Consider the following 25938-nt stretch of genomic DNA (forward strand, 5'->3'; position numbering starts at 1 on the left):
GCTCTGATTCCACATCAAGCGAAAGGCATCGCCCGCGAGCGGGCTCCTACACAAAGGCGGGGTGCACCGTCGGCCGGTATCCGGACAGTCCAAATCCGGGGTGCCGTGCGGCAGTCACCACCACACCGCTCATCTCCTGTAGGAGCCCGCTTGCGGGCGATGCTTCTGGGTCTGATGTCGCATCAAACGAAAGGCATCGCCCGCGAGCGGGCTCCTACGGGAGGTCTTGGGGTTACAGGTCGGTGGATAGTTCGAAGCGCAGGGTGAACACCAGCGCGTTGCGCGCGGTGGGGTCGGTGTTGGGGTGGGTCACGTATTGCAGGTCGGGCTGCACGGCGAGCCAGTCGGTGGCTTGGGCGAGGTAGCTCAGCTCGATGGAGCGCTCGGTGGCGGTGGTCGGCTGCGGTGCCTGTTGCTGTCGATAGGGCCGGCCGTTGCGTGCTATGGCGATGGCCAAACCCAGTTCGTCCTGGGGGCGCTGCGCGAACGGGCCGGCCAGCACGGCGCCGGCGCCAAGGTAGCGGCCGAAGCGTGCGACCGCCGGATCGCCCGCGCCGATCTGCGCGAACAGCGAGAGGCTGCGGCGGCTGTCGTGCGGGTCGCGCGCGACGGTGCCATCCGCCACTGCGTAGTAGCCGGTGGCGCCGTGCTGCTGCGCCGTACTGGAGCCGGGCGCGAGCCGATCGAAAGTAGCGGTGTAGTGCCACGCGCCGATGGCGAGCTTGCCGGCGTACATCGGCAGCATGGCGTTGCGTCCGATGCGCAGTCGCGCATCGCCGGGCGGGCGCGCGCCGGGGCGGTCGAGCAGGGCGAGCTCGGCGACGTATAGACGGCCATCGCCGCGCTGGAATGCGCGCAGCCGGTCGCCATCGCGGATCAACGGCACGCCATCGAGCGCGGTCGCGCGCAGCACCACGCCCTCGACGGGCTTGTAGGCGACCCGTGCGCCCAGCGCCGTGCGCGGAAAGATCGACGGCCCGTCGACCCCGGTCTGCGCGAACTCCGGCCCGATGCCAAACGCGCTGTTGAGAAACAGCCCGCCGGACTGCGTGCGGTCGAACTCGCTGTTGACGTCGTACAGCCCGGCCAACACCGAGACGTTCGCGCGGGCGAGGTTGTGCTCGATCCAGGCCTCTTCGAGCTGCAGGTTTGGCGGCGCGCTGAGGTTGTTGACGCCCATGGCGTCGCCGACGAACGCATCGGGCTGGCCGCCGTGGATCCACAGCGCATCGACGTAAACGCGGGTGCCGGCCCAGCCAGCCGCGCGCTCGAGATCCAGCAGGCTGCGCAGGTGCAGATTGCCGACGTAGGTGGATGAACGCGCCACGCCGCCGTGCAGGTTGCCGATGGCGGCGCCGTCGTAGGTGACCGAGGTGCGGGCCCAGCTAGGGTCGTCGGCCCTGGCGACGGTGGTTGTCAGCGCCAGCAGGGCACCCAGGGCGATGGCGAGGCGCGGCGGCATGGCAACGGTTCGCAGGACGGAGCGCGAAGTATAGGCGCGCGCCCGCGCAGGTTCGCCCAGCTCAGGACGCCGGCGACAGCGGCTGGCAGCGTGCGTCTACCGCGGTGGTGTCGGTGCGCACGCAGACCTGCGCGGTGGCCGGCAGGCCGGTGACGTCCTGCTCGGCGCCGGCGTCGACCGTCAGCTGTTTCAGCGGCGGCTGGCGGCACGCCTCCTGGCCGTTGCACGCCTCGGCAAACACCGTGTAGTGGCAGTGACCGCCCTGGGCGGCGCGGCAGTCGAAGTGGGTTCGGCCGACGAGGACCTCCACGTGGCTGTCGAGCACATCCACTCCATTGGCGGTGGTGCGCTGGGTGAAGCTGCGGTGCGGGTGATCGCAGCCAAGCATGCTGGCGACGAAGGCGAACAGGGCGACCAGGCGGTAGATCGTGTACATGGCGGTGTCCTCGCGAACGGGCGCTCACATGGTCCGGAACAGCACCATGAAGGGCTGGCTGACGGTGAGGGTTTCGGGGCGGTTCTTCAGCCGCAGCAGGCCGCGGCCGGTGTCGTCGCGCACGATCGAGGCGACGGCCTTGAGGTTGACGATGGTGGAGCGGTGGATCTGCCGGAACGCCTGGGCATCGAGCACTTCGAGCAACTCGCGCAGCGGCGTGCGCAGCAGGGCTTCGCCCTCGGCGGTCATCGCCACGGTGTACTTGTTGTCGGCGCGGAAGTAGGCGACGTCGTCGACCATGATCAGTCGCGTCTCGCGGCCGGTGCTGGCGGTAATCCAGGTCAATGGAGGGGCCTTGAGTGTGGTGGCCGCACCCTGCGCGAGATCGCGCAGCAACTGGCCGAGATCGGCCGGCAGGCGGCCACTGGCCAGTCGCGACTGGATGCGCTGCACGGTGGCGGCGAGGCGCTCGGGCGTCACCGGCTTGAGCAGGTAGTCGATGGCGCCGCGCTCGAACGCGTCGATGGCGTACTGGTGGTAGGCGGTGGTGAACACGATCTGCGTGCCGGGGCTGCTGCTGGCGGCGGCCGCGGCGACGTCCATGCCGGTAAGGCCGGGCATGCGGATGTCGAGGAAGGCGACCTCCGGCTGCTGCTCGGCGATCGCCTCCAGCGCGCTGGCGCCGTCCTCGCAATCGGCAACGATGCGCAGCTCCGGCCACGCCTGGCGCAGCAGGCGCACCAGTTCGTCGCGCAGCAGCGGTTCGTCTTCGGCAACGACGGCGCGGATCATGGCGTCGCCTTCGGCGCGTTGGCCGGTGCCACGGCCGGCACGGCTGGCACGGTGATCGTGGCGGCGACGCCGTCGGGCACGTTGGCCACCACCGCCAGTGAGGCGCGCTCGCCGTAGAGCAGGCGCAGGCGCTCGCGCACGTTCTTCAGGCCGATGCCGGTGCCGCCGGTGGCTACGCCGAAGCCCTGGCCGTTGTCCGCCACGGTGACCATCACACGGTCCTCGTCGCGGCGGGCGAAGATCCACACGGTGCCGCCGCCGGGCTTGGGTTCCAGACCGTGCTTGATCGCGTTCTCCACCAGGGTCTGCAGCATCATCGGCGGCAGCGCGATGGTGCGCAGCGCGTCGGGCACGTCCACCTCCATCGCCAGCCGCGGCCCCATGCGAATGCGGATGATCTCCAGGTAGGCGCGGGTGCGCTCCAGCTCGTCGCCAAGGGTGGACAGCGACTCGTCCGCGCTGGGCAGCGAGTGGCGCAGGTACTGGATGAGATGACCGAGCATGCGGTCGGCCTGGGCCGGCTCGCTGCGGGTGAGCAGCTGCGCGCTGGCCAGCGTGTTGTAGAGGAAGTGCGGCTCCACCTGGGCGTGCAGCAGGTTGAGCCGGGCCACGGTGAGCTCCTTCTCGGTGGCGGTCTGCGCGGCGGCGCGCTGCTCGTTGCGGCGGTACTCGGCAACCCGCCGGGCGATGGCGCGGGTGACCGCCTCGGCGTTTTCCAGGTTGGTGCCGTCGTCGACGCGGAACCAGTCGCTCCACGCGGCCGCCTCCGGCTCGCACAGCAGCGTGACGCTGCCGGTGCCGTTGACCGGGGTGACGGTGGCGGTGATCTGGTTGCGCAGGCTGCCCAGCCAGTTGGCCGGGTTGAGCCGCTGCACCCAGTGGCGGCCGTAGGGTTGCGGGCGGCGGATCTTGGCGCGCACCTGCAGGCTGTCGCGGGCGCTCTCCACCTCCTCGATACGTGGCAGTTCGCGGATCGCCGCGTCGATCAGGTCGAATGCCTCGCCGGCCTCGAACGGGATCTCGATCTGCCGGCGCTGCCGGTTGGCCAGCGCGCTGGAGTCGATTTCGCCGGCGATCAGTCGCACCCGGCCCAGGTGCGAAAACGCGCCGGTGATCACGAAAGCCAGGGTAATGAAGTACACCAGCGGCACGAAGTGCTGGTCGTGATAGCCCGGTGTCGCGCTCCAGAACAGCGCGCCGACCAGGAACAAGGCCGACCACGCCAGGGCGATACGCAGAACGAAGGACAGGCTCTTGAACATGATGCGGCCGCCGTGAACAGGATGCCGCAGAGCTTAATCGCGCACGCCGCCGGCGGTAGCTCACGGCGACGAAACCGCGTTTAGGGGCGACGAAAGCCGCCCGTGGCATCGTCAAGAGAGTTGGCGGCATCTCAAGCCGGGTGGTCGGTTGCCGCTATGCTTGCGATACCCACCCCCTGGCCTACGCGGCGCGCATGATCGGTAGCTTCCACGTTGTGCTGGCGTTCGTCGCACCGCTGATCGCAGCGACGACGGTGTACCAGGCGTTTGACATTGCGCCGCGGCTGGCCGCCTCGCGCGAACGGTGGCAGCGCGTCAGCTGGTATGTGGTGGGCATCTGGATGGTGGGGCTGGGCATCTGGTCGCAGCACTTCGTGGGCGTGCTGGCGCGTGTGCCGCAGTTGCGCGACGGGCTCGATCCGCTGCTGTGCATCGCATCAGGCCTGGTGGCGATGCTGCTGGCCGGGGTGGTGCTGGTGGTGACCAACGTCGCCACGCTCTCGCCGCGGCGGCTGTTGCTCGGTGGCCTGGCTGCGGGCGCCTGCGTGCTGCCGATGCATCTGTTGATGGTCGCCTCGCTGCATCTGCCGTCGGTGCGCGTGGGCCAGGTGAAGGCGATGTGGGCCTGGTACGGCCTCGCCAGCGTCATCGGTGCCGGCGCGCTGCGCCTGGTGCACGTCTTCCGGGCACGCCACAACCGCGCGCTCAGTCGACGCATTCCGGTGGCGGTGGCGATCGCCGTGGTGCTGGGCGCGGCGCTGCACGTGGCGATGCGCGTGTCCGGGGCGCGTTTCCCCGGCGGCGACGAGGCCGATTCGGCTGCCGTGGTGTGGGTCGGCATGATGATCGGCATGGTCGCGCTGGTGTCGATGGCGGCGTCGATCGGGCTGTCCGAATGGGTGACCCGGCTTTATCGGCGCACACGCCGTCTGGCCGGCTCGCTGGATGACCTCAACGACCGCCTGCGCTATCTGGCCACGCATGACGCGCTTACCGGCCTGCCCAACCGGGTGACCCTGGTGGAACGGCTGAAACACGCGCTAGTGGGTGCCCGGGCAGGGAGCGGGCACGTGGCGGTGCTGTACATCGATCTGGACGGCTTCAAGAACATCAACGATTCGCTCGGCCACGGCGCTGGCGACCGGCTGCTGTGCGCGGTGGCCGAACGCCTCACCGGGCAGTTGCGCTACGACAGCGTCGCGCGCATCGGCGGCGATGAGTTCGTGGCGGTGCTCGAGCGCATGCGCATGCCGGACTCGGCGCACGGCATCGTCGAGCGCGTGCTGCAGGTGATGCAGGATCCGTTCGTGATCGAAGGCACCTCGCTGTGCGTGACACCCAGCATCGGCGTGGCGCATTTCCCGCAGGACGGCGAGGACGTGGAGGCGCTGATTGCGCACGCCGACGTCGCCATGTACGCAGCCAAGCAGTGCGGCCGCAACGGCTACAGCATCTACGACACCAGCATGCGCCAGCGCGCCGAGCGGGCACTGACGATCCAGCGCGGCCTGCTCACCGCGATCGAGGACGGCAGCCTGTCGCTGCATTTTCAATCCAAGTACGACAGCCGCACCGGCGCGATCGTCGGTGCCGAAGCGCTCGCGCGCTGGATGCATCCGGAGCTGGGCGCGGTGCCGCCGATGGAGTTCATCGCGGTGGCCGAGCGCAGCGGCCAGATCGGCCGCATCGGCGAATGGGTGATCCGCGAGGCCTGCCGGCAGCTCGAGGTGTGGCGCAAGCGTGGGCTGCCGCCGATACGCATCGCGATCAACCTGTCGCCGCTGCAGCTCAACCAGCCCGGCCTGGTCGATACCGCCGCGCGGATCGTCGCCGAGGCCGGCAGCGATCCATCGTGCCTCATGTTCGAGGTGACCGAGAGCATGGCGATGGAGAACGCCGAGCGCACCACGCTGATGCTGCAGAACTTTCGTGCCCGCGGTTTCGAGTTCGCCATCGACGATTTCGGCACCGGCTATTCCAGCCTGGCCTACCTGCAGAAATTCCAGGTGCGCCAGCTGAAGATCGACCGCTTCTTCATCCAGGCGCTGGACGAGGGCGGCACCGAGGCCCGCGCGATCATCGCCGCGATCATCGAGCTGGCTCACACGCTGGCGATGGAGGTGGTGGCCGAAGGCGTGGAAACCGCGATGCAGGCCGAGCTGCTGCGCACGCTGGGCTGCGACCAGGTGCAGGGCTACTACCTGTCGCTGCCGATGCCGCCGGACGAGTTCGAGCGGCGCTGCCTGAGCACACCGGCGACCTTGCCGTTCTGAGCGGTGGCAAGAAAAAGCCCCGCCGGAGCGGGGCTTTTCCTGGATGCACTTGGCGCGCCGGATTACATCACGTTGGGTTCGCTGAACGCCTCGATCTCGCCCTTGAAGGCCTCGACCGGGATGCACGCGCACATGATGTTCTTGTCGCCGTAGACGTTGTCCACGCGCGCCACCGGCGGCCAGTACTTCTGCAACTTGAGGCTGGGCAGCGGGAAGGCCGCCAGCTCACGCGGGTAGGCGTGGGTCCACTCGCTGCCGGAGACCATCGCGGCGGTGTGCGGGGCGTGCTTGAGCGGGTTGTCCTCGCGGTCGAGCTTGCCTTCCTCGATCGCGCGGATCTCGTCGCGGATCTGGATCATCGCGTCGATGAAGCGGTCCAGCTCGTACTGGCTCTCGCTCTCGGTGGGCTCGACCATCAGCGTGCCGGCCACCGGGAAGCTCAGCGTGGGCGCGTGGAAGCCGAAGTCGATCAGCCGCTTGGCCACGTCTTCGGCGCCGATGCCGGTGGCGTCCTTGAGCGGGCGCAGATCCAGGATGCACTCGTGCGCCACCAGGCCGTTGCGGCCGGTGTACAGCGTCTTGTAGTGCGGGGCCAGTCGCTTGGCGACGTAGTTGGCGTTGAGCAGGGCCACCTGGGTGGCACGGCGCAGGCCTTCGGCGCCCATCATCGCGATATACATCCAGCTGATCGGCAGGATGCTGGCCGAGCCGAAGCTGGCGGCCGAGACCATGCCCACATCGCCTTCGCCGCCGAACGTCTTGGGCAGGAACGGCGCCAGATGCGACTTCACTGCGCACGGGCCGACGCCCGGGCCGCCGCCGCCGTGCGGGATGCAGAAGGTCTTGTGCAGGTTGAGGTGGCTCACGTCCGAGCCCCACTTGCCGGGCTTGGCCACGCCGACCAGCGCGTTCATGTTGGCGCCGTCGGTGTACACCTGGCCGCCGTGCGCGTGGATGACTTCGCAGATCTGCACGATCTCCTCCTCGAACACGCCGTGCGTGGACGGGTAGGTGACCATCAGCGCGGCCAGGCGGCTGGAGTACTTCTCGGCCTTGGCGCGCAGGTCGGCGACGTCGACGTTGCCGTTGGCGTCGCAAGCGGTGACCACCACATGCATGCCGCACATCTGCGCGCTGGCCGGGTTGGTGCCATGGGCGGACTCGGGGATCAGGCAGATGTCGCGATGGCCCTCGCCGCGCGAGCGGTGGTAGGCACGGATCGCCAGCAGGCCCGCATACTCGCCCTGCGCGCCGGAGTTCGGCTGCAGGCTCACCGCGTCGTAGCCGGTGCACTCCACCAGCATCGCTTCCAGCCCGTCGATCAACTCCTTGTAGCCCTCGGCCTGTTCGGCCGGCGCCAGCGGATGGATGTTGCCGAACTCCGGCCAGGTCACCGGGATCATCTCGGCGGTGGCGTTGAGCTTCATGGTGCACGAGCCGAGCGGGATCATCGTGCGATCCATCGCCAAGTCCTTGTCGGCCAGCATGCGCATGTAGCGCAGCAGCTCATGCTCGCTGTGGTGGGTGTTGAACACCGGGTGGGTGAGGAAGTCGCTGCTGCGCACCAGCGCGGGCAGCAGCGCGTCGGCGGTGGCGGCATCAAGGGCATCGAGGTCGTCGATCTCGGCGCCGAACAGGCCGGCCAGCGCGATCACGTCGGCGCGGGTAGTGGTCTCGTCCAGGCTGATGCCGATGGCGGTGCCGTGGATCTGGCGCAGGTTGACGCCCAGCGCTTCGGCTCGTGCGTGCACGGCGTCGGCATCCACCCCGGTGATGTGCAGCGTGTCGAAGAAGTGCTGGCCCACCTCGACGCCGGCGTTGCGCAGCGCGGCGGCGAGGATCGCGGTGAGCCGGTGCGTACGGCGGGCGATGCGCTTGAGGCCGTCCGGGCCATGGTAGACGGCGTACATCGAGGCCATCACCGCCAGCAGCACCTGCGCGGTACAGATGTTCGAGGTGGCCTTCTCGCGGCGGATGTGCTGCTCGCGGGTCTGCAGGGTGAGGCGGTAGGCGGGCTTGCCCTCGGCATCCACCGACACGCCGATCAGTCGGCCCGGCATCGAACGCTTGAACGCGTCGCGGCAGGCCATGAACGCGGCGTGCGGGCCACCGAAACCGAACGGCACGCCGAAGCGCTGGCTGTTGCCGATCACGATGTCCGCGCCCCATTCCCCCGGTGCCTTGAGCAGGGTGAGCGCGAGCAGGTCGGTGGACACCGCCACCAGGCCGCCGCGGGCGTGCACGGCGGCGGCGACGGCGGCGTAGTCGTGGATCTGGCCGAACGTGTCCGGGTACTGCAGCAGCACACCGAAGCTGTCGACGGTGGCGGCCTCGGCGTCGTCACCGATCCGCAGATCGATACCCATCGCCTCGGCGCGGGTATGCAGCACTTCCAGCGTCTGCGGATGCACGCCGCGGGACACGAAGAACAGGTTGCTCTTGGACTTGCACGAGCGCTTGGCCAGGGTCATCGCCTCGGCCGCGGCGGTGGCCTCATCCAGCAGCGAAGCGTTGGCGATGTCCATGCCGGTGAGGTCGGCGCACATCGTCTGGAAATTGATCAGCGCCTCCATGCGGCCCTGCGAGATCTCCGCCTGGTACGGCGTGTAGGCGGTGTACCAGGCGGGGTTCTCCAGGATGTTGCGCAAGATGACGTTCGGTGTGTGCGTCCCGTAATAGCCCTGGCCGATGAAGCTCTTGAACACGGTGTTCTTCGAGGCGATCGCGCGGATCTTCGCCAGCGCCTCCACCTCGGTAACCGGGGCGGGCAGGGCCAGCGGCGCGGGCGACTTGATCGAGGCGGGCACGATCGCGTCGGTCATCGCTTCCAGCGAGGGCTGGCCGATGACGTCGAGCATGTGGGTGATCTCGGCGTCGTTCGGGCCGATGTGGCGCTCGATGAAGGCACCGTGGTGCTCGAGCTCGCGCAGCGAGGGGGAGGAAGACTGGCTCATGGCTGGGGGCATCCGGGAATACACGTGCCGTGCCGCACGCGGGGCGCCCCTCTGTCCTTTTGCCTGAGAGTTTGGAGGCGGGCGATTCACTGCCGCACCTGGTGCCCCTTCGGCGCCGGATTCAACCGGTCTCTCCAGAGTGTTTGCGCGCGATGGTTTTTGGGCCTGAGCGATTACGGGCGTTGCGCCTTCGGCAGCGGTCGATCCGGTGAGGGGCCGAACGCTTCTCCCATCGTGCGTTTACCCGGCCGATTATACAGGGCGGCGGGCTGCTGTCTGGGCACCCGGCAGAGCCGGTGGGGGCGGTTCAAGCGGCACCTGGCCGGGGTGCGTCACCATGGCGCGACCTCTACCATGCCCGCTTCCCACCCCGGAGCGCCGCGATGAGCCTGCCGCCCTTCCAACTGGAACAGATCGACCACGTGGTGCTGCGTGCGCGCGACCCCGCGGCGCTGCAGCGCTTCTACTGCGACGTGCTGGGCTGTCGCGAGGAGCGTCGACAGGACGAGATCGGCCTGGTGCAGCTGCGCGCCGGCAGTTCGTTGATCGACCTGGTGAGCGTGGACGGCAAGCTCGGCCGCCTGGGCGGCCGGGCCCCGGACGAGGAAGGCCGCAACATGGATCACCTGTGCCTGAGCGTGATCGGCTACGCCGAGGCGGCGATTCTGGCGCACCTGCAAGCCCACAACGTACGGCTGGGCAGCATCGGCTCGCGCTACGGCGCCCGCGGCGAGGGCCCGTCGATCTACTGCTTCGACCCCGAAGGCAACATGGTCGAGCTGAAAGGCCCGCCGAACGCAGGCTAAAGCGGGGTGGCTCAGGCCAGGGCCGCGTGCAGGCGCAGGCAGTCGTCGAAGTGCCAGTCGGTGAGCTCGGGCCAGGGGTTGCTCGGCAGGTTCACCAGTACGGCGGCCGCACCGGCGGCGCGGGCGCACGCCAGGTCGTAGGCGTAGTCACCCACCATCACCAGCTCACCGGGCGACACGGCCCAGCGCGAGGCGAGGTGGTGCAGGCCGGCCGGGTCGGGTTTCGGCGGGGCATCCTCGCGGCCGAGCACGTCGACCGGATCGAAGCAGTCGGCCACGCCGATGGCCGCCAGCGTCAGCAGCGCCAGCTCGTGCAGGTTGCGGGTGAGGATGCCGACCCGGCAGCCGCGCGCGACCAACCCGCGCAACAGTTCCGCCGACCCGGCAGCCGGTTGTGCGGCAAGGGCCAGTTCGCGCTCATGCTCCAGCAGCCAGGCGCGCTTGGCGCGGGCCTCGGCGTCGGGCAGGGCGGCGATATGCGCCAGGATATCTTCGTCGTCGCGGATCCCGAGCGCGCGGCGGATCGCGGCGAAGTCGTGCATGGCCACGGTGAGCGTGCCGTCCATGTCGAACACCCAATGGCGGCGCGAGGCGAGGGAGTGGGGCGAGGCGGGCATCGGTGGTTCATCCGCTGCGGCATGCATGAACCGCAGAAACGACGAAGCCCGCATCGCTGCGGGCTTCGTCTACAATTGGTGCCCAGGAGAGGACTCGAACCTCCACGGTTTTACCCGCTAGTACCTGAAACTAGTGCGTCTACCAATTCCGCCACCTGGGCAGGTGGTTCGCGCGACCTTTCGGTCAGCGCGAGCCGCGTAGAGTAGGCACCTCCCCAAGGGTTGTCAACTATCCTGCCGCAGAATTTTTCCCGCGTCGGTGCGCTATGTGCACCGCGCTCTCAACAAGGCAACTGAGTGACCAGAAAAAAATCCAACCGCGCCGGCAAGGGCAACGCGCCGTCGCACCCGCAGGACCCGGCAACGCCCAAGGTCGCCGCACGCAAGCCACGCTCCAACGGCGGTGCGCCCCGCAAGGGCTCCGGCACGATCCGCGACCCGCACGCCGAGCGCGAGGCCCAGCGCTATGAGCGCCCGATTCCCAGCCGAGAGGCGATCCTCGCCCTGCTGGAGGATCGCGGCGAATGGCTCAGCGAGGCGCGCATCGCCGAGGCGTTGAAGCTGGACGACGAAACCGACCTGCTGGCCATGCGCAAACGGCTGGGCGCGATGGTGCGCGACGGCCAGCTGCTGCAGGGGCGTCGCGGTGACTACGCGCCAGCACAGAAGCTCGACCTGATTCCCGGCGTGGTGATCGCTAACGTCGAGGGCTACGGCTTCCTGCGCCCGGACGAGGGCGGCGACGACCTTTACCTCTCCCCGCAGCAGATGCGCACCGTGATGCACGGCGATCGCGTGCTGGCCAGCGTGGTCGGACTCGACCGCCGCGGTCGGCGCCAGGGCGCCATCGTCGAAGTGCTGCAGCGGCGTTCGCCGCGGCTGGTGGGGCGCGTGGTGGTGGAGAACGGCGTCACCGTGGTGGCGCCGGACGACCGCCGCCTGCACCAGGACATTCTCATTCCCACTGGCCAGGAGCTGGGCGCCAGCAACGGCCAGATCGTGGTGGTGGAAATCACCGATCCGCCCACCCAGCACCGCGGTCCGCTGGGCGCGATCCGTTCGGTGCTCGGCGAGCGCCTGCAGCCCTCGCTGCTGGTGGAAATGGCGATCGCCAGCTACGACCTGCCCAGCGAATGGCCGGCCGCCGCGCTGCACGATGCGGCTCAGGTGGAGCCGGAGGTTACCGCCGCCGAGCGCGAGGGCCGCGTCGACCTGCGCAAGCTGCCGCTGGTCACCATCGACGGCGCCGATGCGCGCGATTTCGACGACGCGGTCTATGCCGAGCCACGTCGCGGTGGCGGCTGGCGGCTGATCGTGGCGATCGCCGACGTGTCGCACTACGTGCGCGTCGGCAGCGCGCTGGACAAGGAAGCGGTGGAGCGCAGTACCTCCACCTATTTCCCCGGTTTCGTCGTGCCGATGCTTCCCGAGTCGCTGTCCAACGGCATCTGCTCGCTCAACCCGAAGGTGGAGCGGCTGTGCATGGTGTGCGACATGCAGGTGGATGTGTCCGGCGAGGTGACCAAGTCGAAGTTCTACGACGCGGTGATGCTCTCGCACGCGCGCCTCACCTACGACAAGGTGTGGCAGGTGGTGGGGCTGAACGACCCTGACGCGCGCGACGAAGTGGCCGCCGTGCTGCCGCAGCTGGAGAACCTGCACGCGCTGTACAAGGCGATGGCGCAGCAGCGCCAGCGTCGTGGCGCGATCGATTTCGAGACGCCGGAGGTGAAGTTCCGCCTCGACCAGCGTGGCGAAGTGGAGTCGATGGGCGCCACCGAGCGCAACGATGCACACAAGCTGATCGAGGAATGCATGATCGCGGCCAATGTGCAGGCTGCGCTGTTCCTGGAGAAGAAGAAGATCCCCGCGCTGTTCCGCGCGCACGAGCCGCCGCCCGCGGAGAAGTACGAGGATCTGCAGCAGTTCCTGCGCGAGTTCAAGCTCAGCATGCCGCCGATCGCCGAAGTGGCGCCGGCGGATTTCTCGGAGGTGCTGCGGATGGTGCGCGAGCGCCCCGAGCGCGAGCTGATCCAGTCGGTGCTGCTGCGTGCGCAGAGCATGGCGGCGTACCAGCCGGACAACCGCGGCCACTTCGGCCTGGCGCTGAGTGCGTACGCGCACTTCACTTCGCCGATCCGCCGTTATCCGGATCTGCTGGTGCACCGGGCGATCCGCTACGCGCTCACCGGCGGCAAGCCGGAGAAGTACAGCTACACACCGACCGAGATGGCCTCGCTGGCGGTGCACACATCGCAGCGTGAGCGCCGCGCCGAAGAGGCCGAGCGCGACGTCGACGAGCGCTTTAAGTGCGCGTGGATGAGCAAGCACGTGGGCAGCGAGTTCGACGGCGTGGTGACCGGAGTCACCTCGTTCGGCCTGTTCGTGGAGCTGGACGACTCGAAGGTGTCGGGCCTGGTGCACATCAGCCAGCTGGCGAACGACTATTACCACTTCGATCCGCTGCGCAAGCTGCTCAAGGGCGAGAAGTCCGGCGAGCAGTTCCGCCTGGGCGACCACGTGCGGGTGCAGGTGCTGCGCGCGAGCCTGGAGGATCGCAAGATCGACTTCCGGCTGGTGCCGCAGAAAAAGAAGGGCGTGCCGCCGCCGCGCACCGCCAAGGCCTACGACTACTCCGCCAGCGGCGAGCGCTACTCGTTGCCCAAGACGGCCAAGCCGGCAGTGAAGGCGGAGAAGGCACCGGGGATGTTCGGCCGCGCGGCAAAGGCGATCGGTCGTGCGTTCGGACGTCGCGACGCGGAGCTGCCCGTGGCCGCGCCGGCAAGCGATAATCCGCCGCCGCGTTCCCGCGCGCCGGCGCCCGCGGCCGAGCCTGCGCCGCGCAAGCGTCGTGGTGCGTCGTCGCCGGAGGCCCGCAGCCAGGGTGCACCGCGCAAGGGTGCGTCGGGCAAGTCGTCCGGTGGACGCCGAAGCGAGGGCGGCAAGGCCGCGCCGGCCTCGGCCGGTGGACGGAAGCGCGGCGGTCGTTCCCCGAAACCCAAAGGCAAGTCATGAGTGAGAGTTGGATCGTCGGGATCAACCCGGTCGAAGGTGCGCTGAGCAACGATGCCGAGCGCGTGCGCGAGGTGCTGGTGGAGCAGGGCCAGCGCAACGCGCGCGTGCAGGCGCTGGCCGAGCAGGCCAAGGCGCTGAAGATTCCGGTGCACCATCGCCCGCGCGATCAGCTGGACAAGCTGGCCGGCGAAGCGCGGCATCAAGGCGTGGTGGCGCTGTACGAGCCGCCACCGATGGCGCACGAGGGCGACCTGGCCAAGCTGATGGAACGCGATGGCGCCAACACGCTGGTGCTGGTGCTCGATGGCGTGACCGACCCGCACAACCTCGGCGCCTGCCTGCGCAGCGCGGCGGCGGCCGGCGTCACGGCGGTGATCGTGCCGAAGGACCGCGCGGTGGGTCTCACCCCGGTGGTGCGCCGGGCCTCGGCCGGCGGCGCCGATCGCGTGCCGCTGATCGCGGTGACCAACCTGGCCCGCACGCTGCGCGAGTTGAAGGACGCCGGCGTGTGGATCACCGGCCTGGCCGGCGACACCGATACCTCGATCTACGGCGTGGACTTCAAGGGACCGGTGGCGCTGGTGCTGGGCAGCGAAGGCGAGGGCATGCGGCGTCTCACCCGCGAGCTGTGTGATTTCGTGGCGAAGATCCCAATGCCGGGCACGATGGAAAGTCTCAACGTGTCGGTGGCCACCGGCGTGGTGCTGTTTGAGGCCTTGCGTCAGCGGAGTGCAAAGCGATGACCTTTCACTGGTACGACCTGGCCGGCTACGCCGGCGTGCTGCTGATCCTGCTGGCCTACTTCCTGCTGCAGGCCCACCGGCTGCACGGCAATAAGCTGGCGTATCAACTGATGAACATCGTCGGCGCCTTCGGCGTGCTGCTCTCGCTGGTGTTCGGCAGCTTCAACTGGTCGGCGTTCCTGCTGGAAGTGGCGTGGATCGCCATCGGCATCTACGGCATCGTGCGCGGCGCCGCCCGCCGCCGCGAGGCACGCGAAAAGCCACTGCCCACCCCGTGACCCCCTGACCCGGTAGGAGCTCGCTCGCGGGCGATGCTTTGCTTTTGATGGTGCATCGGAGCGAGGAGCATCGCCCGCGAGCGGGCTCCTACGGGACGCGGCGGGCTTTCGACCATCGCGTTGATCAAGCTCAATCACGCACCGGCAGGTTGCCGAGAAGGGCACCCCCGCTCTTGTAGGAGCCCGCTTGCGGGCGCTGCTTTTTGCTTCGATATCGCATCAGAGCGAAGAGCATCGCCCGCGAGCGGGCTCCTACCGGGGTAGGGCGTGGCGGCTTATTCGCCGAGCTTGCCCAGCTCCGGGCTCGAGGTGAAGTCGCGCTTGGTGCGCTGCTTGTCCAGCGGCTCGCCGTGTACCTGGAACCACACGTTCTCGGCGATGTTGGTGGCGTGGTCGCCGATGCGCTCGATGTTCTTGGCCATGAACAGCAGATGCGTGCACGGCGTGATGTTGCGCGGGTCTTCCATCATGTACGTAAGCAACTGGCGGAAGTAGCCGGTGTAAGCCTCGTCCAGCTCCGCGTCGCTCTTCCACACCTGATAGGCGCGCTCGGCGTCCTGGTCGCGGTAGGCCACCAGGACCTCACGCACCTCGGCGGCGGCCAGCGTGGCCAGGTAGCCCAGACCCTTGGTTGGCGTGACTGGGGCGACCATCGACAGCGGGATCGAACGCTTGGCGACGTTGGCGGCGTAGTCGCCGATTCGTTCGATGTCGGCGGCGATGCGCAGGGCGGCGAACACGTTACGCAGGTCGCCGGCCATCGGCGCACGCAGCGCCAGCAGGCGCACCACGTCGTGGCTGATCTCCTGTTCCAGCTGATCGATTGCGTCGTCGTTGGCCACCACGCGCTGGGCGGCTCGCTCGTCGCGACGCTCGACCACGTCGATCGCCGACTCCAGCTGGGTCACCGACAGCTCGCCCATGCGCACGATTTCGCCGGTGAGACGCGCCAGTTCGCTGTCGTAGCTCTTGATGATGTGTTCGCTGCTCATGGGAACCTCTGATGCCTGCTGCGGACGGGGCTGACGTCACGCCGATGATTGGGTTCTTGCCTCGACGTCATTCCCGCCAAAGCGGGAATCCACTTGCTCTTGCCGAAGGTCAACATGGGTTCCCGCTTTCGCGGGAATGACGCTTGCCAAAAGAGAGGTTGTAGGGGGCTCAACCAAACCGGCCGGTGATGTAGTCCTCGGTCTGCTTCTGGCCCGGCTTGGTGAATATCTTCTCGGTGCCGTCGTACTCGATCAGTTCGCCCATATACATGAAGGCGGTCTGGTCCGAGCAGCGCGCCGCCTGCTGCATGTTGTGGGTGACGATGACGATGGTGAACTGGCTCTTGAGCTCTTCCACCAGCTGCTCGATGCGGCCGGTGGCGATCGGGTCCAGCGCCGAGGTCGGCTCGTCCAGCAGCAGCACTTCGGGCTTGAGCGCGATGGCGCGGGCGATGCACAGGCGCTGCTGCTGACCGCCGGAGAGGCCGAGCGCGTTCTGCTTGAGTTTGTCCTTCACCTCGTCCCACAGCGCGGCGTCGCGCAGGGCCTTTTCCACGCGCACGTCCATATCGGCGCGCGAGAGCTTTTCGTGGTGGCGGATGCCGTAGGCAACGTTCTCGAAGATCGTCATCGGGAACGGCACCGGCTTCTGGAACACCATGCCGACCTTGCTGCGTAGGCGATTCATCGAATAGCCCGCGGCGAGAATGTTCTCGCCGTCCAGCATTACTTCACCCTTGGCTTCCAGCTTGGGGTAGATCGCGTAGATGCGGTTGAAGATGCGCAGCAGAGTGGACTTGCCGCAGCCGGACGGACCGATGATGGCCGTCACCTTCTTCTCCGGGATCGCCATGCTGATGCCTTTCAGTGCATGGAACCCGTTGTAGTAGAAGTGCAGATCGTTGACCTGGATCTTGGTCGGCACGGCGAGTGCCTGGCTGACCGATGGCTGCGGATGAAGGCCGGCGGCGGCGGACTCAGTCATGGGACACCTTGTTGCGGGAGAGGACCAGGCGCGAGGCCAGGCTCAACAGGAGGACGAACATCGTCACCACGAACGCACCGGCCCAGGCCAGCGCATGCATGGCTTCGCCCGGGTCGTTGGCGTACTGGTAGATGATCTGCGGCAGGCTGGCCATCTTGTTCATCGGATTGACCACCATGAAATTGTTGCCGAAGGCGGTGAACAGCAGTGGCGCGGTTTCGCCGCTGATGCGCGCCAGCGCAAGCAGCACACCGGTGATGATGCCCGAGCGTGCTGCGCGGATCAGGATCTGCAGCGTCAGCTTCCACTGCGGCACCCCCAGCGACAGCGCGGCCTCGCGCAGGGTGGAGGGCACCAACCGCAGCATCTCGTCGGTAGTGCGCACGATCACCGGCAGGGCGATCAGCGCGAGCGCCACACCGCCGGCAAAGCCGGAAAAGGTGGTGTCGCCATGGGTCAGCGCCGTGCTCGGCAGCACCACGATGGTGTAGACGAACAGCCCCATCACGATCGACGGCGCCGACAGCAGGATGTCGTTGAGGAAGCGGATTGTCTCGCCGAGCTTGGTGCGGTTGGCGTATTCGGCCAGCCAGGTGCCGGCCAGCACGCCGATCGGGGTGGCGATGGCGATGCCGATCAGATCGATGATCAGGCTGCCGACCATCGCGTTGGCCAGGCCGCCGTCGGCGCCGTAGGCGGTGATCTTGGTGAACAGTTTGAGGTCAAGCGCGCTGATGCCCTGGCGCAGGGTTTCCCACAGGATCCAGGCGAGAAAGCCCAGCCCGATCAGGGTGGCCAGCACGCTGAGCGACAGCGCGATCCAGTTAGTGAGGCGGCGGCGCAAATACAGTGCGCTCATCAGATGCCCTCCCGCTTCTTGAGCTGGCGCAGCATCAGGCGCGCGATCAGCAGCACGATGAAGGTCACCACGAACAGCAGGAAGGCCAGCGCCATCAGGGTGGACTTCTGCAGGCCTACCGCCTCGCTGAACTGGTTGGCGATGGTCGATGCGATCGATGCACCCGGGTCGAGCAGGGACGCCGACAGCTCCATCGCGTTGCCGAGCACGAAGGTCACCGCCATGGTCTCACCCAGCGCCCGGCCGAGGCCGAGGAAGATGCCGCCGATCACCGCCGATCGGGTGTACGGCAGCACGATGTCCCAGGACACCTCCCAGGTGCTTGAGCCCAGCGCATAGGCCGACTCCTTCAGGCGCGTGGGCACGGTCTGGAACACCTCACGCATCACGGAGGAGATGAACGGGATGATCATGATCGCCAGCACGATGCCGGCGGTAAGCACGCTGGCGCCGAACGGATAGTTGCTGGCGAACAGCTTGCCGATGAACGGCACGTGGGCCGCAACCCAGGACACTTTACCGTCGTCCGGGCTGTCGCCCAGATAATTGGTAAACCAGGGCTTGATGTGCTCGGCAAAGAACGGGGCGAAGATGAAAAGGCCCCACATGCCGTAGATGATCGAAGGGATGCCTGCCAGCAGCTCGATCGCCGAAGACACCGGCGTGCGCAGCCACGGTGGCGCTACTTCGGAAAGGTACAGCGCGATGCCGAAGCTGATCGGAACGGCGATGATCAAGGCGATGATCGAGGTGACAATGGTGCCGTAGACGGGCACCAGCGCACCGTAGACATCATTGCTGGGATCCCAGGCGGTACTGGTCAGGAAACCCCAGCCGAACGTGCCGAAAGCATGCCGTCCGCCCCACAACGTGGCACCGGCGGCGCCCAGCAGCGAGGCCAGCACGAGCAGCGCGCAGGCCATGAGCAGCCAGCGAAAGTAGCGGTCGTGGCGCGCATCCCGGCGGCTGCGCGGGTCCTCGGCATCGCGAATCGCCAGGGCGTCAGGCGGGCTGGACATGGGGTGGCTGGTCCTTTCGGGTGCAGGCGCGAAGCATACCGACGCCTTCAATGGAAAGCCGCCCCTGGAGCACCGGGGCGGCTGATCGGTCGGCGTCCTGCCGGATGTGGCGGAGCGTTCGCTACCGCCACCGATCGGATGAATCGCGATCTTACTTCTGGAAGTCCGATGCCCAGTAGGCCTCGATCTGCTTGACCAGCGAGTCCGGCAGCGGCACGTAGTCGAGCGAGGCAGCCTGGGGCTGGCCGTTCTCGTAAGACCACTTGAAGAAGTCGAACGCCACCTTGGTGTGCTCGGCGTTCTTCGGCTTCTTGTACATGATCGCCCAGGTGGTGGCGGTGATCGGCCACGCGGTCTGACCCGGCGCGTTGGTCATGATCAGGTTGAAGTCCTTGGCGCTGGCCCAGTCAGCGGTGGCAGCGGCGGCGGCGAAGGCATCGGCGTTCGGCTTGATGACGTTGCCGGCGGCGTTCTTCATGTCCACCCAGCTGATCTTGTTCTTGACCGCATAGGCGTATTCGACGTAGCCGATCGAGCCCTTGATCTGGCGCACGTACTGCGACACGCCCTCGTTGCCCTTGCCGCCCACGCCGGTCGGCCAATCCACGGCGGTGCCGAACTTCACCTTGGCCGCCCAGTCCGGGCTGACCTTGCTCAGGAAGTTGGTGAAGTTGTAGGTGGTGCCCGAGCCGTCTGAGCGGTGCACCACGGTGATCTTGCCTGCCGGAATGCTCACGCCGGCGTTGAGCGCGGCGATCTTCGGGTCGTTCCAGTTGGTGATCTTGCCCATGAAGATGTCGGCCAGCGTGCCGCCGTCGAGCTTGATCTGGTCAGCCTGGATGCCCGCGATGTTGACTACCGGCACGATGCCGCCCACGACCAGCGGGAACTGACCCAGGCCGAACTTCTTGAGGTCTTCCGAGCTCAGCGGAGCGTCGGAGGCGCCGAAGTCGATGGTGCCGGCCTTGATCTGAGCGATACCCGCGCCCGAACCGACCGACTGGTAGTTCAGCTGGTTGCCGGTCTTCTCGGCATAGGCGGCCGACCACTTGGTCAGCACCGGGTAAACGAAGCTGGAGCCGGCGCCGGTAATGTCGGTGGCCTGGGCGGCCATGCTCATCAGCGAGGCCGCGGCGATCACGGCGATGCGGGATTTGGTTGAGGTCAACACGGTAGCTCCTTGAGGAGGAAAGTCACGGGATGAGGCCCGCCCCTTCCGCCATTACAGGGGGTGTGTGTTGCAATGAAATGAGATGAATGTTTCAGCCGTGTGACAAGCCGTCATCCAGGCGTCACAACACGCCCAGGCCGATGTGCTCGCGCTCGAAGGTTTCCAGCTTGCGCCAGCGGTTGACGATGCCGCAGAACAGTTCCGCGGTGCGCTCGGCGTCGTAGATCGCTGAATGCGCCTCGCGCGAGTCGAAGTGTCCGCCGGCGGCCAGCACCGCCTTGCTCAGTACGGTCTGCCCGTAGGCAAGCCCGCTCAGCGTGGCGGTGTCGAAGCAACTGAAGGGGTGGAACGGATTGCGCTTGTGCCCGGTACGACGGACCGCCGCGTTGAGGAAGCCCAAGTCGAAGGCGGCGTTGTGACCCACCAGCACCGCGCGCTGGCAGTGGTGGTGGCGCATGGCCAGACGGACCTCGTTGAAGACGTGGTCCAGCGCCATCCGCTCGCTCAGCGCCCCGCGCAGCGGGTTGTCCGGGTCGATGCCGGTGATTTCCAGCGCGCGCGGGTCGAGGTTGGCGCCCGGAAAGGGCTCGACATGGGCGGAAACCGCGGGCTGCGGGTGCAGGTAGCCTTCGCTGTCCATGCTCAGGGTGACGGCGGCGATTTCCAGCAGCGCGTCGCGCTCGGCGTCGAAGCCGCCGGTTTCCACGTCCACTACCACCGGCAGAAAGCCGCGGAAGCGGTCGGCCATGCGGCTGGCCAGGCTCTTGTTGAGGTCATCCATCGACAAAGCATATCAGTGTGGTCACCCCGGGCCCGCGCACGGTGAGGCGCGAAGGTGACAGTCGGTGGTGGCTGACTTCGTTCTGTCACATTTCGTCAACATGACTGCAAAGGGATGCCCGCAAACTTTTAACGTCCTGCTTCGCCGACCACGGATTCAAAGGGGCGCGGTCGAGGTGGCGTTATCCATCCAGCGGAGATTTCCCATGCGTTCCAAGTTGCTCGTGGTAGCGATTGCTGCCGGTCTCGGATTCAGCAGCCTCGTGTCGGCCGCGCCGGCCACCAAGACCACCAAGGCTTCGGCCACCTCGGCCACCACCAATGCCGAAATCGAGATGCTGAAGGCCCAGCTGGCCGCCATGCAGTCGAAGATCGACGAGTTGGAGCAGCGCACCGACGCCCAGTCCGAGATCAACGTCAGCACCGGCCAGGCGATCGAGAAGGTGCAGGCCTCGGCCACCAACGACAAGAAGCTGGCCAAGCTCGAGAAGCTGGTGAACGACACCACGCTCAGCGGCAAGATGTACGTCGACTTCACCAACATCGACCAGAAGAACAGCGATAGCGGCAAGACCGCTGCGTCCGGCACCGGCCTGGATGTGAAGCGCTTCTACCTGAGCGTCACCCACCAGTTCGACGACATCTGGTCGGCCAATCTGACCACCGACTTCAACTACGTCGGCAGCGATGGTGAGACCAACCTGTTCGTGAAGAAGGCTTACGTGCAGGGCAAGTTCGACCAGGCCGCCGTGCTGCGCCTGGGTTCGGCGGACATGCCCTGGATCCCGTTCGTCGAGAACTACTACGGCTTCCGCTACGTCGAAAACACACTGATCGACCGCCTGAAGTACGGCAATTCGGCTGACTGGGGTATCCACCTGGGCGGTGACATCGGCCAGAGCAAGTCGGTGAATTACGCGGTATCCGTGGTCAACGGCAACGGTTACAAGAACCCCAGCCGCTCCAAGGGCGTGGATGTGGAAGGTCGCGTCGGCTTCGTGCCGTTCGAGAACACGGTCATCGCGCTGGGTGGCTACTCCGGCAAGCTCGGCAAGGACGTGCAGGGCGTGGCGTCCACCAACACCGCGACTCGCGGTGACGTGCTGATCGCCTACGCCAGCAAGCAGTTCCGCCTGGGCGCTGAATACTTCACCGCCAGCAACTGGAACAACGTGCTGACTCCGTTCAAGGACAAGGCCGACGGTTACTCGGTATGGGGCAGCGTGGCCGTGGCCGACGGCGTGAGCCTGTTCGCTCGCTACGACAACGCCAAGCTGAGCAAGGATCTGGACCGTGACGCGAAGGACTCGTACTACAACGCGGGTGTCGAGTTCCAGATCACCAAGGGCTTCAAGCTCGCTGGCGTGTGGAAGCACGAGAAGGCCGACAAGTCGGTTGCCGCTCCGGTGCCGGCACACGTGCAGAACGTGAAGACGAACGAGATCGGCGTGTTCGGCGAAGTGGCGTTCTAAAAGTTGTCACACACCTCCGGCACGATGCCGGAGGTGTGACCCCGAATATCGGAAGGGAGTTCGACCCAGGGACGGAAAACGGCGGGCAGCAGCCCGCCGTTTGCTTTTGTGCGGCGCAAGCGCCGCCCTTCTTTGTAGGAGCCTGCTTGCGGGCGATGCCTTTCGCTCTGATTCGACATTCAGAGCCGAGAGCATCGCCCGCGAGCGAGCTCCTACATGGGTTTGTATGCCGGGTGGGTCAGGCGGGGGTCTTGTCCTTGTAGCGGCACAGGTCACGGATCACGCAGTGCGGGCAGTCCGGCTTGCGTGCCTTGCACACGTAGCGGCCGTGCAGGATCAGCCAGTGGTGGGCGTCGAGCTTGAACTCAGGCGGCACCACTTTCTCCAGCTTCGCCTCTACCGCCCGCACGTCCTTGCCGGGCGCCAGGCCGGTGCGGTTGGACACGCGGAAAATGTGCGTGTCCACCGCGATGGTCGGCTCGCCGAAGGCGGTGTTGAGCACCACGTTGGCCGTCTTGCGGCCCACCCCGGGCAGTGCCTCCAGCGCCTCGCGCTCGCGCGGCACTTCGCCGCCGTGCTGTTCGATCAGCAGATGGCACAGCGCGATGACGTTTTTCGCCTTGGCGTTGAACAGGCCGATGGTGCTGATGTACGCCTTCAGGCCGTCCTCGCCCAGTGCGAGGATCGCCGCAGCCGTGTTGGCCACCGGATACAGCTTGCGCGTGGCCTTGTTCACGCCCACGTCGGTGGCCTGCGCGGACAACACCACGGCCACCAGCAGCTCGAACGGCGTGGTGTAGGCCAGCTCGGTGGTCGGTCTGGGGTTCAGCTCGCGCAGGCGGGTGAACAGCTCCACGACGTCGGCGCGCTTCATTCGGGGTTTCCCTGCTTCTTCGCCTTGGCGCGGGCGAGTGCGGCCAGTACGGGGTTGCTCGGTGTCGCGGCGGCATCCACTGCGGCCTTGCGTGCGGCCAGTTCAGCCTCGTGGGCCGCGCGTTCGTGGGCCAGTCGCGCTTCGCGGCGCCGGAAGTGTGCCCGGGCCGCCTCGACGCGGACGGGATCTTCCGCCCAGGCCAGCGGCATCGGTTCCAGCACGATGCAATCCACCGGGCAGGCCGGCACGCACAGTTCGCAGCCGGTGCAGTCGTCGATGAGCACGGTGTGCATCAGCTTGGCCGCGCCGACGATGGCATCGACCGGGCACACCTGGATGCATTTGGTGCAGCCGATGCACTCGGCTTCGACGATGCGCGCCAGCGTGCGCGGCTTTTCCACGCCGTGGGCGGGGTCCAGCGGAAGCACGGGCCGATCGAGCAGGGCGGCGAGTTTCGCGATGCCGGCCGCGCCGCCCGGGGGGCAGCGGTTGATCGGCGCCTCGCCACGCGCGATCGCCTCGGCATATGGGCGGCAGCCGTGGAAGCCACACTGCTCGCACTGGGTCTGCGGCAGGATCGCGTCGATGCGGGTGGCCAGAGTGTCGATCGATTCGCTCATGCGTGGTGGGCGGTCGGGGCGGTCATTGCCGATCCGATACTGCCGTATTCCCACTTGTGGAGTCTGCTCATGAAAGTCTTCCCGCTGGACTGCTGGACTGCTGGAATGCAGCGCCGCTGACCGTCGCTTCGCTGCTGCGGGCCACCGCCATCGGAGCGGTCGGTTCGCTCGCGCTGGGCAACATGGGCCTGGCGCGTGCCGACACCGCGCCAGCCGGAGCGCCCAAGAGCGTCACCGTCTTCATCGACGCCCATTTCGGCATGCGCAAGAACCACCTCGCCGGCCAGCTCACCAAGCCGCATGCCGATTTCGCCGCACGCGGCTACCGCTACATGGCGCCGTACCACAAGAACGGCGATCTGGTCGGCGTGTTCGTGACCTACAGTCCCCGTTGAACCGGTTTCAGCGCACCGTGGCGCCGGGCTTGGCACCGGTGTCGGCGTCGAGCAGGAACAGGTCGCTGCCGCCGTCGCCAGCGGACAGGATCATTCCCTCGCTCAGACCGAAGCGCATCTTGCGCGGCGCCAGATTGGCGATGAACACCACGTTGCGGCCCACCAGCTTTTCCGGCTCGCCGTAGGCGGCGCGAATGCCGGAGAAGATCTGCCGCGTGCCTAGCGCACCGGCATCCAGCTCGAAGCGCAGCAGCTTGTCCGAGCCCTCGACGAACTCGCACACAGTGACCTTGCCCACGCGCAAATCGAGCTTGGCGAAATCGTCGATACCGATGGTGGCGGTCGTGGCGGCGGCAGTGTCGGCGGAAGCAGGAGAGGGTGCGGCGTCAGTCATGGCTTTCTTCGCTTGCTTGGGTTTTTCGGTAGAAACGGGAGCGCCGACGGGAGCGCCGACGGGAGCGCCGAGCGATTCCTTCGAGGCCTCGACCATCGCTTCGATCTGCTTCGGATCGAGGCGGCCGAGCAGCGGCTCGAAGGGCGCGATGATGTGGTTGTGCAAGGCGGCGCGCGCATCGTCGAAATCGATGATCGGCGCGGCCAGGAACTGCTCGGCCGCCGCCACGGTCGCCGGCAGGATCGGTTTGAGCAGACCGCCGAGCAGGCGGAACGCGGCGATCGCGAACGAGCACACCTGGTGCAGCTCGACGCGGCGTGAATCGTCCTTGGCCAGCGTCCACGGTGCGGTGGCGGCGATGTGGCCGTTGACCAGGTCGGCCATCAGCACGAAGCGGCGGGTGACCTCGGCGAACTGGCCCCGGTCGTAGAGCTCGGCCAGGCCGTCGTAGTGCTCCTGCAGGCGGTTCCACAGCTCGGTCTCGATGGGGCCGAAGCGTTCAGCGAGTCGGCCGTCGAAGAACTTATGCACGAAGCCCGCGGTGCGGCTAGCGATGTTCACCCACTTACCGACCAGGTGCGAGTTCACGCGCTCCTCGAAGGCCTTCAGGTCCAGATCCACGTCCACCGGTGCATCGTCGAGCATGGTGGCGAAGTAGTAACGCAGGCATTCTGGATTCAGCCCGGCGTCCAGATACGTGCGCGCCTGGATGAAGGTGCCGCGCGACTTGGACATCTTCGCGCCGTTGACCGTGAGGTAGCCGTTGACGTGCAGCGCGGTGGGCGTGCGAAAGCCCGCACCGTGCAGCATCGCCGGCCAGAACAGGCCGTGGAAGTTGATGATGTCCTTGCCGATGAAATGATGCATCTCGGCGGTGCTGTCGGGCGCAAGGAAGTCGTCGAACTGCAGTCCGCTCCTGTCGCACAGCGCCTTGAAGCTGGCGAGGTAACCTACGGGCGCATCCAGCCAGACGTAGAAGAACTTGCCCGGCGCGTCGGGGATCGGGAATCCGAAGTACGGGGCGTCGCGCGAGATGTCCCAGTCCTTCAGGCCGCCGTCCAGCCATTCGCGCAGCTTGGCTGCCACGCCACTGTTGGCCACCGGCTGGCCGTTCGAGTACTTGCCGGCGAACCAGTCGCGCAGCAGGCCCTCGAACTTCGACAGCTGGAAGAAGTAGTGCTCCGAGTCGCGCAGCACCGGGGTGGCACCGGACATCACCGAGTATGGGTTGATCAGGTCGGTGGGTGCGTAGGTGGCGCCGCAGTTTTCGCAGTTGTCACCGTACTGGTCCGGCGTCTTGCACACCGGGCAAGTGCCCTTGATGTAGCGGTCCGGCAGGAACATCTGCTTGTCCGGATCGAACAGCTGCTGGATGTCGCGCCGGGCGATGGCGCCGCCGTCGCGCAGGCGCGTGTAGATCAGCGTCGCCAGCGCGCGGTTCTCGTCCGAATGCGTGCTGTGGTAGTGGTCGAACGCCACGCCGAAGGCGGCGAAGTCGGCCTCGTGGCCGGCGCGAATGCCGTCGATGTAGGTCTCCGGCGCCAGTCCAGCCTTCTGTGCTGCCAGCATGATTGGCGTGCCGTGCGCGTCGTCGGCGCAGACGTAGACCACTTCATGACCGGCCATGCGCTGCGCCCGCACCCAGATGTCGGCCTGGATGTAGCCCAGCAGGTGGCCCATGTGCAGCGGACCGTTGGCGTAGGGCAGGGCGTTGGTGACAAGGAGGCGACGGCTCATGG

At 67.2% G+C, this 25938-nt stretch carries 22 protein-coding genes, 1 tRNA gene and 1 riboswitch; of the genes, 7 read left to right on the forward strand and 16 right to left on the reverse strand.

The features are described from left to right. Window positions 1–232: 232 nt before the first annotated feature. From ACTHJF_RS01490 to ACTHJF_RS01505, 4 genes are all read right to left on the reverse strand, one after another. The gene (locus tag ACTHJF_RS01490; RefSeq protein ID WP_440265504.1) at window positions 233–1462 is read right to left on the reverse strand and encodes a carbohydrate porin; all 1230 of its coding nucleotides are present in this window, start codon (window positions 1460–1462) and stop codon (window positions 233–235) included. Between the two features lie 61 nt (window positions 1463–1523). Then, window positions 1524–1898: a hypothetical protein gene (locus ACTHJF_RS01495; protein WP_440265505.1), complete on the reverse strand. Its 375-nt coding sequence runs from the start codon at window positions 1896–1898 to the stop codon at window positions 1524–1526. Window positions 1899–1922: 24 nt separating this feature from the next. Next, the gene (locus tag ACTHJF_RS01500; RefSeq protein ID WP_440265506.1) at window positions 1923–2690 is read right to left on the reverse strand and encodes a LytR/AlgR family response regulator transcription factor; all 768 of its coding nucleotides are present in this window, start codon (window positions 2688–2690) and stop codon (window positions 1923–1925) included. Then, the gene (locus ACTHJF_RS01505; RefSeq protein ID WP_440265507.1) at window positions 2687–3952 is read right to left on the reverse strand and encodes a sensor histidine kinase; all 1266 of its coding nucleotides are present in this window, start codon (window positions 3950–3952) and stop codon (window positions 2687–2689) included. Before ACTHJF_RS01505 ends, ACTHJF_RS01500 begins: the two co-directional genes overlap by 4 nt. Before the next feature lie 194 nt (window positions 3953–4146). On the opposite strand from ACTHJF_RS01505, the gene ACTHJF_RS01510 reads away from it, so the two are divergent. Continuing rightward, complete coding sequence (locus tag ACTHJF_RS01510; RefSeq protein WP_440265508.1) at window positions 4147–6225, forward strand: putative bifunctional diguanylate cyclase/phosphodiesterase; 2079 nt, start codon at window positions 4147–4149, stop codon at window positions 6223–6225. Window positions 6226–6287: 62 nt separating this feature from the next. Here the strand turns inward: ACTHJF_RS01510 and gcvP are convergent, their stop codons facing one another. Next, complete coding sequence (gene gcvP / locus ACTHJF_RS01515; RefSeq protein ID WP_440265509.1) at window positions 6288–9179, reverse strand: aminomethyl-transferring glycine dehydrogenase; 2892 nt, start codon at window positions 9177–9179, stop codon at window positions 6288–6290. 41 nt (window positions 9180–9220) lie between these two features. Next, a riboswitch (glycine riboswitch) is annotated at window positions 9221–9327 on the reverse strand. Window positions 9328–9562: 235 nt separating this feature from the next. On the opposite strand from gcvP, the gene ACTHJF_RS01520 reads away from it, so the two are divergent. After that, entirely contained in the window at window positions 9563–9985 is a 423-nt protein-coding gene (locus ACTHJF_RS01520; RefSeq protein ID WP_440265510.1) for a VOC family protein, read from the forward strand. 11 nt (window positions 9986–9996) lie between these two features. On the opposite strand, the gene ACTHJF_RS01525 is transcribed toward ACTHJF_RS01520, so the two are convergent. Then, window positions 9997–10602: an HAD family hydrolase gene (locus ACTHJF_RS01525; RefSeq protein WP_440265511.1), complete on the reverse strand. Its 606-nt coding sequence runs from the start codon at window positions 10600–10602 to the stop codon at window positions 9997–9999. A 76-nt stretch (window positions 10603–10678) separates the two neighbouring features. After that, window positions 10679–10763, reverse strand: a tRNA-Leu gene (locus tag ACTHJF_RS01530). 268 nt (window positions 10764–11031) lie between these two features. Between ACTHJF_RS01530 and rnr the strand changes: the two genes are divergently transcribed. Genes rnr through ACTHJF_RS01545 form a run of 3 tightly spaced genes read left to right on the forward strand, consistent with a single transcriptional unit; the run spans window position 11032 to window position 14638 of the window. Continuing rightward, on the forward strand, window positions 11032–13617 hold the full coding sequence (gene rnr, locus ACTHJF_RS01535; RefSeq protein WP_440265593.1) for a ribonuclease R: 2586 nt from the start codon (window positions 11032–11034) through the stop codon (window positions 13615–13617). Beyond that, window positions 13614–14360 (forward strand): 23S rRNA (guanosine(2251)-2'-O)-methyltransferase RlmB, encoded by a 747-nt coding sequence (gene rlmB, locus ACTHJF_RS01540; RefSeq protein WP_253568372.1) that lies wholly within the window; start codon window positions 13614–13616, stop codon window positions 14358–14360. Before rnr ends, rlmB begins: the two co-directional genes overlap by 4 nt. Then, on the forward strand, window positions 14357–14638 hold the full coding sequence (locus ACTHJF_RS01545; protein WP_253568374.1) for a CBU_0592 family membrane protein: 282 nt from the start codon (window positions 14357–14359) through the stop codon (window positions 14636–14638). The genes rlmB and ACTHJF_RS01545 overlap by 4 nt, the downstream gene beginning before the upstream one ends. A gap of 275 nt (window positions 14639–14913) precedes the next feature. Here ACTHJF_RS01545 and phoU read toward each other — a convergent pair whose 3' ends face one another. From phoU to rnt, 6 genes are all read right to left on the reverse strand, one after another. Continuing rightward, window positions 14914–15630 (reverse strand): phosphate signaling complex protein PhoU, encoded by a 717-nt coding sequence (phoU, locus tag ACTHJF_RS01550; protein WP_431638009.1) that lies wholly within the window; start codon window positions 15628–15630, stop codon window positions 14914–14916. A gap of 169 nt (window positions 15631–15799) precedes the next feature. Continuing rightward, window positions 15800–16615 carry a phosphate ABC transporter ATP-binding protein PstB gene (pstB, locus tag ACTHJF_RS01555; RefSeq protein ID WP_440265512.1) on the reverse strand — a complete coding sequence of 272 codons (816 nt, stop codon included), beginning with the start codon at window positions 16613–16615 and terminating at the stop codon, window positions 15800–15802. Beyond that, window positions 16608–17474, reverse strand: coding sequence for a phosphate ABC transporter permease PstA (gene pstA / locus ACTHJF_RS01560; protein WP_440265513.1), 867 nt, complete (start codon window positions 17472–17474; stop codon window positions 16608–16610). The genes pstB and pstA overlap by 8 nt, the downstream gene beginning before the upstream one ends. Further along, on the reverse strand, window positions 17474–18493 hold the full coding sequence (gene pstC / locus ACTHJF_RS01565) for a phosphate ABC transporter permease subunit PstC (protein ID WP_440265514.1): 1020 nt from the start codon (window positions 18491–18493) through the stop codon (window positions 17474–17476). The genes pstA and pstC overlap by 1 nt, the downstream gene beginning before the upstream one ends. 151 nt (window positions 18494–18644) lie before the next feature. Further along, the gene (gene pstS, locus ACTHJF_RS01570) at window positions 18645–19664 is read right to left on the reverse strand and encodes a phosphate ABC transporter substrate-binding protein PstS (protein ID WP_440265515.1); all 1020 of its coding nucleotides are present in this window, start codon (window positions 19662–19664) and stop codon (window positions 18645–18647) included. Between the two features lie 121 nt (window positions 19665–19785). Beyond that, complete coding sequence (gene rnt / locus ACTHJF_RS01575) at window positions 19786–20445, reverse strand: ribonuclease T (protein ID WP_440265516.1); 660 nt, start codon at window positions 20443–20445, stop codon at window positions 19786–19788. 205 nt (window positions 20446–20650) lie between these two features. Here rnt and ACTHJF_RS01580 point away from each other — a divergent pair, with 205 nt between their 5' ends. After that, on the forward strand, window positions 20651–21916 hold the full coding sequence (locus tag ACTHJF_RS01580) for a porin (RefSeq protein WP_440265517.1): 1266 nt from the start codon (window positions 20651–20653) through the stop codon (window positions 21914–21916). A 238-nt stretch (window positions 21917–22154) separates the two neighbouring features. Here the strand turns inward: ACTHJF_RS01580 and nth are convergent, their stop codons facing one another. Together nth and ACTHJF_RS01590 are read right to left on the reverse strand one after the other, a co-directional pair. After that, entirely contained in the window at window positions 22155–22790 is a 636-nt protein-coding gene (nth, locus tag ACTHJF_RS01585) for an endonuclease III (protein WP_440265518.1), read from the reverse strand. After that, on the reverse strand, window positions 22787–23410 hold the full coding sequence (locus ACTHJF_RS01590) for an RnfABCDGE type electron transport complex subunit B (protein ID WP_440265519.1): 624 nt from the start codon (window positions 23408–23410) through the stop codon (window positions 22787–22789). The genes nth and ACTHJF_RS01590 overlap by 4 nt, the downstream gene beginning before the upstream one ends. Window positions 23411–23466: 56 nt before the next feature. On the opposite strand from ACTHJF_RS01590, the gene ACTHJF_RS01595 reads away from it, so the two are divergent. Continuing rightward, window positions 23467–23805 carry a hypothetical protein gene (locus ACTHJF_RS01595; protein WP_440265520.1) on the forward strand — a complete coding sequence of 113 codons (339 nt, stop codon included), beginning with the start codon at window positions 23467–23469 and terminating at the stop codon, window positions 23803–23805. A gap of 7 nt (window positions 23806–23812) precedes the next feature. Here ACTHJF_RS01595 and metG read toward each other — a convergent pair whose 3' ends face one another. After that, on the reverse strand, window positions 23813–25936 hold the full coding sequence (metG, locus tag ACTHJF_RS01600) for a methionine--tRNA ligase (RefSeq protein ID WP_440265521.1): 2124 nt from the start codon (window positions 25934–25936) through the stop codon (window positions 23813–23815). Between the last annotated feature and the right edge of the window lie 2 nt (window positions 25937–25938).

This window comes from Dyella sp., from assembly GCF_051962475.1.
GTDB lineage: Bacteria > Pseudomonadota > Gammaproteobacteria > Xanthomonadales > Rhodanobacteraceae > Dyella_A.